Consider the following 12,352-nt stretch of genomic DNA (forward strand, 5'->3'; position numbering starts at 1 on the left):
GCATCGCAGCGATAGCGGAGTGTCAGTCGCCAGTGATGTTGGGTGTACCGGCCTCACCGCGAGCAAGCTTGCTCCTGCAGGGACGCCCAACGCAAAACGCCCCGCAAGCGGGGCGTCTCTTCAAGCGTTGTTTCCCGGGTCAGCGAATACCGGCGTTACGCAACGCGGCGGGGGTGAAGTCCGCCAGTTTGGTGCGGGTACCGTACTGCGGTGCCGATTTAGCCTCGTTGCTCATCGCCGCGACGATGTAGCGCCCGGCGAGGAGGTCGTAGAACCCTTGTGCGGCGGGTGCATTCAGGCCTTTCTCGTAATTGTTGTAGGTGTAGTTTTCAGCCACACGCCAGAGCTGGCCGCGACCGTCGTAATGGTCCACCTCGACCAGCGTCCAGGTGTCTTCATCAAAGTACATGTCGCGCTTGGCATAGATGTGTCGTTGACCGGCCTTCAGCGTCGCCTGCACTTGCCATACGCGATGCAGCTCGTAGCGGGTCAGGTCCTGGTTGATGTGACCGGGCTTGATGATGTCCGCGTACTTCAGGCTTGGCGACTGCAGCTTGTAGTTGTTGTAGGGAATGTACATCTCCTTCTTGCCGATCAGCTTCCAGTCGTAGCGATCCGGGGAGCCATTCATCATGTCGGCGTTGTCGGACGTGCGCATGCCGTCCGAGGCCAGGCCAGGAGCATCGTAGGCAAGCTGTGGCGCGCGACGAACACGGCGTTGACCGGCGTTGTAGGCCCAGGCCTTGCGTGGCTCTGTCACCTGGTCGATGGTTTCATGGGCCATGGAAACTGTGCCAGCCAGGCGCGCGGGCGCGTCGACGGAGAAAATGTAGTAGTAGAGGATGTTCTTCTCCGCCTGCAGGTCTACGCCATCCATGTATTGCGGGAAGCTGTTCTGGTCGTGGGTCTCGACGATGGTGTAGTCGCCATTGACCTGCGGCACAGCCTGAACCGACCAGCGCTCGACGTTCTCACCGCGGAAACGGGTCACATGGTTCCAATAGACCTCGACGCCACTCTTGGGGATCGGGAAGGCGTAATAACGCGAATCGGCAAAGTTGGTCAGGCCAGTACCTTCGTTGACCGTCTGCACATTGACCGCACTTTTCTTCGCCGCAGCGTAGATACCCACGGGCACCGCAGCGGTACGGTGACTCGGATAGACCGGGATTTTGTACGTATCCGGATAACGCTGGAACATGCCGAGCTGGCCAGGCGTCAGCTTGTCCTTGTACTGCTGGACATTGGCCGCCGTTATGGTGAACAGGGGCTTCTCGTTCTTGAAGGGGTCAGCCAGGAAACCCTTGCCGTCCACCGGTGCCGCGCCGGCTTTGAGGCCGCCGTCCCAAGCGGGAATGCTTTTGTCGGCGTTGCCTTCCTTCTGCGCGCCAAGTGGCGTCAGGGTAGTCCCGAGTTGTGCCGCCTCCTGTTCGCTGACGGCGGCCATGACGCCGGTGGCCAGCAGGGAGAGCGCCAGGCCTGCGCAGGTGATGATCTTGCTTGCTTTCATGGATATACCCTCTGTTCTGTTGCGGCTCAGAAGTTGACGCCGAAGCTGAGCGAGACGAAGTCCCGGTCGGTGGTGGTGTTGAAATGGCCGCCAAAGAAGTCCGTGTAGCTCAGGCTTGCGGTGTAGGTGGAGAGGTAGTCGGCATCCACGCCGACGCTGACGGCTTTGGCGCCTTCCTCGAAGTTAGGTCCCCATCCGTCCACGTCATGGGACCAGGCCAGGTTCGGCGAGAGGTTGATGCCAGCGATGACGTTGGTGTAGTCCAGCTTCGCTCGCGCTCGATAACCCCAGGAGTCGGTGGTGTAGAAGCCGTGGCTGTTGCACTCTTTCTGTGGGTTGGTCGCGGTGGCGCAGACGGTCGCATTCTGGGTACCGGGGAACTCACCGGCGCCAAACACCGGGCTACGGCCGAAACGGACGTCGGTGCCATCAGCCGGGCCCAGGCCATTGATGCGGTTGTAGCCGACTTCGCCTATCAGGGTCAGACGGCTGGCCCCCAGGACCTGATCGAAGAACTGTGTGGCCGTCACCTGCGCCTGCATCACCGGCATCCGCTTGTAGCCGGGAAGGTCACCGCCCAGGGCCTGCGCGGTTTCGCCGGAAGTGAAGAGCGGCGAGGTCTGGGTACGGAAATTGGTATCGGTGGATTGGATCGCTGCCAGGTTCAGGTCGGCGGTGTTGATCTGCAGCGGCATGTTGGGACGGTAACTCAGCTCGCCACCCACAGAGGTCTCGCCCAGAGTGGTCTGGAAGCTCAGCCCGTAAAGACGGATATCTTCCGGATAATCGACGAAGTAACGCGCGGCGCGCACCCGGTCGAATTGGTTCTGGGCCACGCCAAGCGTTCGGGCAGCCGCCGGCAGGGCGGCCACCTGGGCAGCTGTAATCGGTGCGACCGTGGTTTGCTTGAAACTCAGGTAAGGGTTTCGGCTGTGGTAATTCATGGCATAGAAGCCGAACTCGGTGTCGTGCAGGTCTGGGGCGAACCAGCGCAAGGCGATGCCGTATTGGCCACTGTCTCGCGGATCATTGTCCTTGTCGCGAGGCATAAAGACGTCGTCGACCACACTACCGCCGAGAATTTGCGCGGCGGTCGCGGTGTTGCGTGCCACGCCAGGGGCGAGGTCAGGCCCGGCGAACACCAGGCGGTCGTTGCATCCCTGGGGCAGGGGGTCGGAACCGAAGAAAGTGCCGCAGTTGTCGACCACCGAATTGGCCCATTCGAGCTGATAGAAGCCCTCGACCGTGAGGTTTTCCGCCAGGCCCTGGGACACATAGAGCATGTTGACCGGAATCAGGCCTTCCTTGACCTCGGCGCCTGGACGACGCAGGGCAGCGACGTCGATCGGGTTGATGCTGTTGATCGAGTTGCCGATAAAGGTGCTTTCGCCCCAGCTCACCACCTGCTTGCCAAGGCGCACGTTGCCAGGCAGATCGCCGAGGTTGTAGTTGTGGTAGACGAACGCATCGAGGAATTCGGCGCCGGACGATTTGGCCAGATCGTCACGCCCGCTGTCGTCGATATCGTAGAACCGTCGGTGTTCGTCCTTCAATTCGAAGTCGTACCAGTATTTGCCACGCACGAAGAGGCCGCTGTCGCCGTACTTCAGTTCAAGATCATGCACGCCCTTGAAGATCTTCGAGAAGGTCTCGCCCTTCTTGAAGTTCTGCCGGTTGTCATCCGCCGTGCGGGTGGCCGACTCACCGCGCAAGCCAACGGTGTTCGCGGCGTTGACGAACTTGGGGTCCGGCCCGCGCAGGGCCCAACTGGAGCCGACGGACAGGGACGAATCGAACTGACCTTCGATTTCACCGATCTGGAAATCGACGGCATTGGCGCTGGCGCATGTCCCAAGGCCCACCGCCAGGGCCAGCAGGTGAGGGCGCAATACGATTTGCGTACTGGTAGAGGACCGCAGGCGTTGGGAGCTCATATGTCTTACGAAAGTCACGTGTTGGTTACCCCTCTGATCTTGTTGTTATGGTGTGCCGCCACGTAACGCTAACGCCGGGATCCTTTGTGCCTCCCCCTCAAGTGGGGGGGGATACCCCCCCTCTTGTCGCTTCCCCTGAATGCTGCAGACCAGGCCGTCATGCCCCCTCCACCCGGGGGGGCATGGGGAACTCCTCTGTACGTGACCATCGTTCGACGGTTTGCTGCGCTCTCCTCCAGGCTGGGGCGAGCGGCACAAGCCTTGATAACTGACCTTGGAGAAAGTGATGTCGCAGAAAGTATTTGTTGCCGGTGTCGGCATGATCCCGTTTGCCAAGCCCGGCCAGAGCGGTACCTATATCGAAATGGGTGCGCAAGCCATTCGCCAGGCTCTGCAGGATGCCGGCCTGGACTACCGCAAGGTGCAACAGGCTTACGCAGGCTATGTTTACGGCGACTCAACCAGCGGCCAGTCGGCGCTTTACGAAGTGGGCCTGACCGGGATTCCGGTCATCAACGTCAACAACAACTGCGGCAGCGGTTCCTCCGCGCTCTACCTGGCGCGCCAGGCTGTGGAAAGCGGCGCCGTGGATTGCGCCCTGGCTTTTGGCTTCGAGCAGATGCAACCCGGTGCCCTGAAGGCCCATTGGCTTGACCGTCCGATCACCTACGGCAAGGGCCATGAAGTGGCTGACGCGATCTTCCCGGAAGGCCGTGAAATGCCGGACGCCCTGAAATTCTTCGGTGGCGCGGGCAAAGAGCACATGGAGAAATACGGCACGAAGATGGAAACCTTCGCCGCCATTCGCGCCAAGGCCAGCCGTCACGGCGCCAACAACCCGTTGTCGGTGTTCAAGAAGGTGCTGACTACTGAAGAAGTCATGGCCGACCAGGTGATTTTCCCCGGCGTCATGACCCGACTGATGGCGTGCCCGCCGACCTGCGGCGGTGCCGCGGCTATCGTCGTTTCCGAGCGATTCGCCAGGCAACACGGTCTGCGTACCGACGTCTGCATCCTCGCCCAGGCCCTGGTGACCGATCAGCCGGATGCGTTCGATCCTCCTTCGCTGATCAGCATCGTCGGGGTCGGCATGACCCGTCAGGCTTCGACACAAGTGTACGAGAAGGCCGGCGTCGGCCCTGAAGACATTCGCATCTGCGAGCTGCACGACTGCTTCGCCCATAACGAACTGTTGACCTACGAAGGGCTGGGTTTCTGTCCTGAAGGCGGCGCCGAAAAATTCGTGATGGACGGCGACAACACTTATGGCGGGCAGGTGGTGATCAACCCGTCGGGCGGCCTGCTGTCCAAAGGTCACCCGCTGGGTGCCACCGGTCTGGCCCAATGCTACGAGCTGACCCACCAGTTGCGCGGCACTGCCGACAAACGCCAGGTGGAAAACATCCAGCACGCCTTGCAGCACAACCTGGGCCTGGGCGGCGCCGGCATCGTGACCCTCTTCGGTCGCGGCTGATGATACGGCGCGCCCGTTTTGGGCGCGTCCTTTCCTTGACTGACAAGACTGACTGACAGGACTGCCTGACATGCCAGACAAGAGTCTGATCGGCCGCTCATTGGGCGTGACCCGTTGCGAAGTTGAAAGGGGCCGCCTGCGCTTTTTCGCCAAGGCCATCGGCGAAACCGACCCGGTGTACACCGATGAAAACGCCGCTCGGCAGGCCGGGCACCGGTCATTGCCGGTACCGCCCAGTTTCCTGATGTGCCTGGAAGCCGAAGGGCGTGACAGCGACCATATCGTTCAGGACATTTTCGGCTTCGATCTGGGGCGCATCCTGCATGCCGAGCAGGGCTTCGACTATCACGCGATGGCCTACGCCGGCGACGTGCTCACCTTCGATACCCGGGTGGTGGATGTCTACGAAAAGAAAGGCGGCGCGCTGACCTTCGTGGTGCAACAGACCCGCGTCACCAACCAGGAAGGTCGGCACATCGCTGATATCCGCTCGTCACTCGTGCAGCGCTGAGGAGCCCGTCATGAACCTATCCCAGTTGCGTGATGTGCAAATCGGCTTCGAACTGCCGCCGCTGACGTTACCAGCCGTCAATCGCACTACGCTGGCGTTGTATGCGGGGGCCTCGGGTGATCACAACCAGGTGCACATCGACCTGGACTTCGCCCGCAAGGCCCGCCAGCCCGATGTCTTCGCTCACGGCATGCTCTCGGTGGCCTACCTCGGCCGCCTGCTCACTGCCTGGGTACCGCAGCGGCAGATCCGCAGCCTGGCGGTGCGATTTACCGGTATCACCCAGCTCGCCCACATACCCGCGTGTCACGGCAAGGTCGTCGAACTGTTCGAGTTCGACGGCGAACGACGCATGCGCCTGGCGATCCGCTGCGTCAATCAATACGGCGACGAGAAACTGGTCGGCGAAGCCACCATCGCCTTTATCTGAATCCAACAAAAGCAAGGAATATCCCCATGAAAAAACTCGAAGGCAAAGTCGCCCTGGTGACCGGTTCCGGCCGCGGCATCGGCCGCAGTGTCGCCCTGAAACTGGCGAGTGACGGCGCGCGCGTCGTGGTCAACGACCTGGACGCTGGTCCCGCTGAAGAAGTGGTCGCTGAAATCCGAGCCCTTGGCGGCGATGCCGTCGCGTGTGTCGGCAGCGTCACGGCGGCCGATTTTGCCGACCGTTTCGTCAAGACCGCGGTCGACAACTACGGCGCTATCGACATCATCGTCAACAACGCCGGCTACACCTGGGACAACGTGATCCAGAAGATGAGCGACGAGCAGTGGTACGCGATCATCGACTGCCACATCACCGCGCCGTTCCGCATCCTGCGCGCTGCTCAGCCGATCATCAGCGCAATGGCCAAGAAAGAGGCCGCCGAAGGTCGCGTGGTCAATCGCAAGGTGGTCAACATCGCGTCGACCTCCGCTGGCGGCAACCCGGGGCAGGTCAACTACTCCACGGCCAAGGCCGGCGTGCTGGGCATGACCAAATGCCTGGCCAAGGAATGGGGACGCATGAAGGTCAACGTAAACGCTGTTGCTTTCGGCCATATCGAGACCCGTCAGACGCAACCGGTGGAAGGCGATCCGCGTTTCATCAACATCGAAGGCCGCGAGATCAAGGTGGGCATCAGTCCGGCCATTGTCGAGCAGTCCAGGAACATGATTCCGCTGGGACGTCCGGGCAATACCGAAGAGGCTGCCGGTGCCGTGTATCTGTTCTGCATCCCGGAATCGGATTACGTCAGCGGCCAGGTACTGGTCTGCGGCGGTGGTCTGGGTAACGTCTGAGAACCGGGCGGGGCGTTCCGGCGCTCCGCCATCCTGGAGTGCATGGCCATGACAGTGCCAATTTCCGGTAACCCCAAACGACGCCTGCTGCATACCCGCAAGGTGGTTTGCACCGGGTATGAGCGCGATGACGGCCTTTTCGATATCGAAGGATGCTTGCTCGATACCAAGGGTGTCGACACCGAGTTCGCCTACGGAACCATTCCCGCCGATGGTGTGCTGCATTACATGCGCATCACCATGACCATCGACCAGAAAATGGAAATCCGCCAGCTCAAAGCCGTCTCCGAGCAGGCGCCTACGCCCGTGTGCAGCCATATCAACCGAGCCTACGCGGCATTGGTGGGGCTGCGCATCGGCGCCGGTTTCAAGAAACGCGTCGCTGAGCGCGTCGGCGGTTTGAAGGGCTGTACCCATCTCACCGAATTGCTTGGCCCGATGGCAACCACCGCCATCCAGACCATGGCCCCCGTGATGCAAAAACGCCTGCGCCAGCGTGCTGCTGCCGATCCGGATTTCAAGATGCCCGATCACTGGGTGGTCGGCACCTGCCATGCCTACCATCCCGATGGCGATGCCGCGCGCCGCGTCAATGCGTGGCGCCCCGGCGATGACTCGTCAAAGAGCTGAAATGGTGTGCGCCATGCTCCAGCAGAGGGGCATGGCGGGGGGGCTGCAGCGCCTACTTTTCGTCGATTTTCTGCGCCGTCTGTCTTCTGGCAACGCGTCTGCCTTTCACCGCCCCGGGTGTCTCGACGTTAGCTGCCTTGATCGCCACGGCCTTCATTTCCTCGTAGGAGTCCTTCAGGCACTGTGCAAGGAAGTCCGGGTCGGGAACGACATTCGGTGAACTGGTCAGTGAGATGAACATCTTCCCGCAGTAGCTGGTGGGGTTCCAGATCAACGACAGGCCATCGACCAATGGGCCAACGCCACACCAGTACACCAGCCTGGCGCCGAGCATGTAGAGCGGAACATTGGGGCCCGGGACGTTGGTCACCATGCAATTGTGCAACACCACCGGACCTTTGCCGCCCATGCCCATCAGCGTCGCGAGGCGACCGGCGAGACCCAGGGTAGCCGGGGGCGCGAATTTCTGCAGGTTGGTCAAGTCATTCGCACCCACCGCATTCTGGATCGCCTTGGATTGCGAGGTGGCGGCCTGCAACGCTTGGAGCCGGGCGACCGGGTCCTCGATGTCTGTGCGCAGGGGAAAGGTGAGCATCGACACAGTGTTGCCAGCGGCGACGGATTCATTGCCCTGGCGGGTATTGACCGGTGCCAGGGTCACCAATGACTTCTCCGGCAGTTCATCCTTCGCAATCAGGTAGCGACGCATTGCCCCGCCGACCAAGGCCAGGACTGCGTCGTTGACCGTCGCTGCGGGTACCAGGCTTTTGATCTGTTTCACTACGGTGAGATCGAGGGTGACCGAATCCCAGACTCGACTGGACGTCACATTGCCGTTGAAGCGGGTGCGGGGCGCGCCGCCTTCGGAGCCAAGTACCGAATGAACAATTTTGCGCAGGCTGGCCACGGTGAGCCTGGGCAGCACGCGGGCCAGCGGCAGGGCCATACGTGCGGAGGCCGTGATGTTGTCAGTGAGCATGCGGCTGACCGTGTCCAGCGGGCCCCATCGCAGCGGCGAGCTGGCCGCCGCCGGCTTTTTATCAACCACCGCGACGGGCTTTCCCTGCGCGCCGGCCAGATCGTGCAAGGCCCAGGTCAGTTCTGCTGCTGCGGCGCCGTCCATCGCGGCATGGTGTGTCTTGGTCAGGATGGCGAAGCTGCCCTTGGGGATGCCCTCGATATTGTCCAGGCCCTCGATCACATACATCTCCCAGGGTGCCCGGGAAAGATCCACCGAGCGGGCATGGATGCGAGACACCATGATGCAGAACTGGCGCCAGTCGCCCGGCTTGGGCAGTGCGAAATGGCGAACGTGGAAGTCGATGTCGAACAGGTCGTCTTCCACCCAATAGGGATAGCCGAGACCGAAGGGGACCTGGACGATCTTGCGCTTGAACACCGGTGAAACGTCGAGGCGCTCGGAGATATGGTGAACGATCTCCCGAAAGCCGAGGCGTTGCCCCTCTACCGTCGACTGATCATAGATGTAGATCATGGTGCAGTGCGACGCGGCATGGGGACGATCGACGTTCAGAAACAGGGCGTCTTGCCCACTCAGTTTGCTCATCGTTGAAGCTCTCGCTAGGTGGTGGATGTGAACTGGCTGAATCCGAAGAACTGACCGACGAGTTCGTCCGGGCCCCGTCAAGGCGACGAAGGTCGATGTTTGGCAGATTCGTCGATCTGTAACTCACCCGTCCCCCTGCAAAAGGGGGGGCATGCGCGGCCGGCGCGGTCTTTATTCTGTTGGTTATCGGAGGGACCTGCGCGTCGCTGGGGTGCACAAGTCGACCCTCGTCCGGGGAGAGGATTTTGCGTGTGGAATGAACAGCAATACTTGAGTGACGCAGGGGCTGGTATTGCTCGCAGTCCCTGGTGGGAGCGTTTGTCCGAAGACTTCTGGCGGCAATCCGATGGGACTGAACTGGATGCCCGGCACCCGTTGATGATCCATGGAGCCGCCGCCATCGAGCGGGTGATGCGCACTTCACTGTCGGCTACGGTGGCGGTGAGCGCACTCGCGACGCTATCCAAACGTGGCCGCCTGCAGCGCGAGTTCGAGGCTTTGCGCTTCTATGAACCGCTGGCGCGAGCGGCAGACGCCTCTTGTGTATTCCTGCCACCACCGAAGGACATCGTCATCTCAGAGCGCGTGTTGCCCGGTAAGGACATACGCCGCGTCCAATTGCGTTTCGCAAGCCCGTTCAAACCGCTTAATCCGTTCGCCCGCCAGCAGTTCGAGGCTATGCAACGCAACGCGTGCGCTCATGCCCAGCACTGGTGCCATGGCGACCGGCCGCGGCCGACGCTGATCGTCATCCATGGCTTCGCCGCCGACCCGCACTGGCTGAACGCCCATGCCCTGTCGCTGACTGGTCTATATCGGCAGGGCTACGACATTCTGCTGTTCACTTACCCGCACCACGGCCTGCGCGCCGAACCTGGCAACTGGTTCAGCGGCCAGGGACTGTTCGGCAGTGGGCTGGTGGCGTTTAACGAAGCACCGCTTCATGCGATCCACGACCTGCGGGTGTTCATCAACTATCTGCAGGGGCGCGGTGTCGAGGGTATCGGTGTGACGGGCATTTCTCTCGGCGGATATACCGCGGCACTGCTGGCGGCCGTAGACGAGCGGCTGGCCTGGTGCGTGCCGATAGTGCCCGCGGTCAGCCCGGTTGATGTGTTTCTTGAGTGGCAGCCCACAGGGCTACTGCTCTCCCGGTTGATGCGTAGCCAGGGCATTGGAGTCGCCCAAATGCGTGGATTGCTTGCGGTGCACAACCCGCTGACCTATGCCCCGTGCCTGGACGGCGGGCGCATGCTGATCATTGGCGGCGCGGGAGACCGGGTCACCATGCCACGACATGTGCGCCTGCTGCACCAGCACTGGTCGGGCAGCGCGTTGCACTGGTTTCCCGGCAATCACATCCTGCATCTGGGCCGAGGTGAGTATCTGGCGCGCATGGGCGAATTGATGGATCGATACGCCAAACCGTAGGCACGAGCTTGCTCGCGAAAAACGCCCGGACAACGCGATCATCCAGACAGGGCCCGTCAGGCGAAGTGGTTCGTACGGCGAGTATAAGCAACAGGTGGGCGCGCGCCTCCGGATTCGCGGAGTCGAACAAGGACATCCAACTCACTGAAAATACGGGTTTATTTGCTGTCGGCTGAAGGCGGATTGGCGACGTCTCCGGATAACGGGGTACCCACTCGGAAGGAGGGGGGAGGGACACCAAGGCGACCCGCTACGGTATCGGCCTGGAGCCTCACGCCAGACAAGCGGAGGAAGTCAAAAGCACCACCTGGAGATACTTTCCGATGCTATCAATGGCATTCAATACCACCCGCTCGATCATCATCGAACGCGGTGCCGCCACCCGTCTTGCCTCGCAGGTGCTTGATCTGGGGGCCAGCTCTGTGCTGATAGTGACCGACGCAGGTGTCATGGCAGCCGGGCTGCTCGATCCGGTGCTGTCCGGGTTTGCCGCAGCGGGAGTACCGGCCCGGGTATTTGCCGAGGTACTGGCAGACCCGCCGGAGTCGGTGATCCTCGCGGCGGTTGAAGCGGGCAGGGCCTGTGACGCGGATTGCGTGATCGGTTTTGGCGGCGGCAGTTCGCTGGATGCCGCCAAGCTGGCTGCGTTGCTGCTACGTGGCGGCGAAGAGCTGGCACAGATCTATGGCATCAACCAGAGCAAGGGTGCGCGCCTGCCGCTGATCCTGGTGCCGACCACTGCCGGCACCGGCTCCGAGGTGACTGCAGTCTCGGTGGTTACCACCGGTGCCGGTGAAAAAAACGTAGTTATCTCACCCACCCTGCTGCCGGATCTGGCGGTGCTGGATGCCGAGCTGACGCTGGGATTGCCAGCGCATATCACCGCCGCGACCGGTATTGATGCCATGGTCCATGCGGTAGAGGCATACACCAGCCGCCACCTGAAAAATCCGATCTCCGACTGCCTCGCCAAAGATGCGTTGCGCCTGCTCTGCGGCAGCCTTTATCAAGCCTGCCACGATGGAGCCGATCTGGTCGCTCGGGAAAACATGCTGCTGGGGGCGTGCCTGGCCGGGATGGCCTTTGCCAATTCACCGGTAGCGGCGGTACACGCGCTGGCCTACCCGATTGGTGCGCGTTTCCATGTGCCGCATGGGCTATCCAACGCCCTCGTGCTCGGTTCAGTGATGCGTTTCAATCTGGAGGAGGCGACGCCTCTCTACGCGGAGTTGGCCGAGATCGTGCTGCCGGACGTTTGCGGTGGCAAACGCGAGAAGGCGCAAGCACTGGCCGATCACCTGGGTGCCTTGGCAGGCAAGTTGAACCTGCCGACCCGCTTGCGTGACGTGGGTATCGGCGAGGCCGACATAGAGGCCTTGGCAGAAGATGCGATGAAGCAATCACGCCTGCTCGGCAACAACCCGCGCACGGTAAATCTGGCCGATGTTCGGGCCATTTACCGGGAGGTGCTATGAGCATCAAGGCCTACCGTCCCCGACGCGAGGATTTTCGCTACTTCCACACCATCGGTACGCGCTGGGCAGACCATGACTCCTATGGTCATGTGCAGAACATCGTCTACTACTCGTTCTTCGATTCGGCGATCAGTCATTTTCTGGTGGAGCAGGGCACCCTGGAAATCAACAGCAGCCCGGTTATCGGCCTGATAGTCGAGTCAAGCTGTACTTTCTTCTCGCCTATCACCTTTCCCGACCGGGTGACGGTGGGCTTGCGCATCAACCATCTGGGCAACAGCAGTGCGCGATACGAACTCGGCATTTTCCGCAACGAAGAGTCCGAGGCGTCCGCGCTGGGATATGTCGTCTATGTGTACGTGGATCGCGCCAGCAACGCCCCGGTCCCCATACCACAAATGGTTCGGGAGCAATTGCGCCGGCTTGCCGACTGATACCTGCATCAACGTGTGAGCGGTCAATCCCCCTCGACTTGAGGGGGTATCCCTTTTGCCGCGGCGGGTGACCATCGGTGCACTGTGGCAGAGCAGGGTACG

The 12,352-nt window shown here is 61.5% G+C and carries 11 protein-coding genes; 8 read left to right on the forward strand and 3 right to left on the reverse strand.

Going from position 1 to position 12,352, the window contains the following annotated elements:
- Positions 1-139: 139 nt before the first annotated feature.
- Positions 140-1,510 (reverse strand): DUF1329 domain-containing protein, encoded by a 1,371-nt coding sequence (locus tag ACEN8E_RS13550; RefSeq protein WP_495593052.1) that lies wholly within the window; start codon positions 1,508-1,510, stop codon positions 140-142.
- Positions 1,511-1,536: 26 nt separating this feature from the next.
- The gene (locus ACEN8E_RS13555; protein WP_495593053.1) at positions 1,537-3,444 is read right to left on the reverse strand and encodes a DUF1302 domain-containing protein; all 1,908 of its coding nucleotides are present in this window, start codon (positions 3,442-3,444) and stop codon (positions 1,537-1,539) included.
- Between the two features lie 286 nt (positions 3,445-3,730).
- Here ACEN8E_RS13555 and ACEN8E_RS13560 point away from each other — a divergent pair, with 286 nt between their 5' ends.
- The 5 genes from ACEN8E_RS13560 (at position 3,731) to ACEN8E_RS13580 (ending at position 7,343) form a co-directional block, all read left to right on the forward strand.
- Positions 3,731-4,918, forward strand: coding sequence for a lipid-transfer protein (locus tag ACEN8E_RS13560; protein ID WP_495593054.1), 1,188 nt, complete (start codon positions 3,731-3,733; stop codon positions 4,916-4,918).
- Positions 4,919-4,988: 70 nt separating this feature from the next.
- Complete coding sequence (locus tag ACEN8E_RS13565; RefSeq protein ID WP_495593055.1) at positions 4,989-5,429, forward strand: MaoC family dehydratase N-terminal domain-containing protein; 441 nt, start codon at positions 4,989-4,991, stop codon at positions 5,427-5,429.
- A 10-nt stretch (positions 5,430-5,439) separates the two neighbouring features.
- Positions 5,440-5,859: a MaoC/PaaZ C-terminal domain-containing protein gene (locus ACEN8E_RS13570; protein ID WP_495593056.1), complete on the forward strand. Its 420-nt coding sequence runs from the start codon at positions 5,440-5,442 to the stop codon at positions 5,857-5,859.
- Positions 5,860-5,885: 26 nt separating this feature from the next.
- The gene (locus ACEN8E_RS13575; RefSeq protein WP_495593057.1) at positions 5,886-6,713 is read left to right on the forward strand and encodes an SDR family NAD(P)-dependent oxidoreductase; all 828 of its coding nucleotides are present in this window, start codon (positions 5,886-5,888) and stop codon (positions 6,711-6,713) included.
- Between the two features lie 48 nt (positions 6,714-6,761).
- Positions 6,762-7,343: a DUF2889 domain-containing protein gene (locus ACEN8E_RS13580; protein WP_495593058.1), complete on the forward strand. Its 582-nt coding sequence runs from the start codon at positions 6,762-6,764 to the stop codon at positions 7,341-7,343.
- Positions 7,344-7,395: 52 nt separating this feature from the next.
- Here ACEN8E_RS13580 and ACEN8E_RS13585 read toward each other — a convergent pair whose 3' ends face one another.
- Complete coding sequence (locus tag ACEN8E_RS13585) at positions 7,396-8,910, reverse strand: wax ester/triacylglycerol synthase family O-acyltransferase (RefSeq protein WP_495593059.1); 1,515 nt, start codon at positions 8,908-8,910, stop codon at positions 7,396-7,398.
- Positions 8,911-9,228: 318 nt separating this feature from the next.
- Here ACEN8E_RS13585 and ACEN8E_RS13590 point away from each other — a divergent pair, with 318 nt between their 5' ends.
- The 3 genes from ACEN8E_RS13590 (at position 9,229) to ACEN8E_RS13600 (ending at position 12,250) form a co-directional block, all read left to right on the forward strand.
- Positions 9,229-10,341 carry an alpha/beta hydrolase family protein gene (locus tag ACEN8E_RS13590; RefSeq protein ID WP_495593060.1) on the forward strand — a complete coding sequence of 371 codons (1,113 nt, stop codon included), beginning with the start codon at positions 9,229-9,231 and terminating at the stop codon, positions 10,339-10,341.
- 323 nt (positions 10,342-10,664) lie between these two features.
- Positions 10,665-11,816, forward strand: coding sequence for an iron-containing alcohol dehydrogenase (locus tag ACEN8E_RS13595; RefSeq protein ID WP_495593061.1), 1,152 nt, complete (start codon positions 10,665-10,667; stop codon positions 11,814-11,816).
- Positions 11,813-12,250 (forward strand): acyl-CoA thioesterase, encoded by a 438-nt coding sequence (locus ACEN8E_RS13600; protein ID WP_495593062.1) that lies wholly within the window; start codon positions 11,813-11,815, stop codon positions 12,248-12,250. The genes ACEN8E_RS13595 and ACEN8E_RS13600 overlap by 4 nt, the downstream gene beginning before the upstream one ends.
- The last annotated feature ends 102 nt before the right edge of the window (positions 12,251-12,352 follow it).

The organism is Pseudomonas sp. Pseusp9 (genome assembly GCF_059491265.1).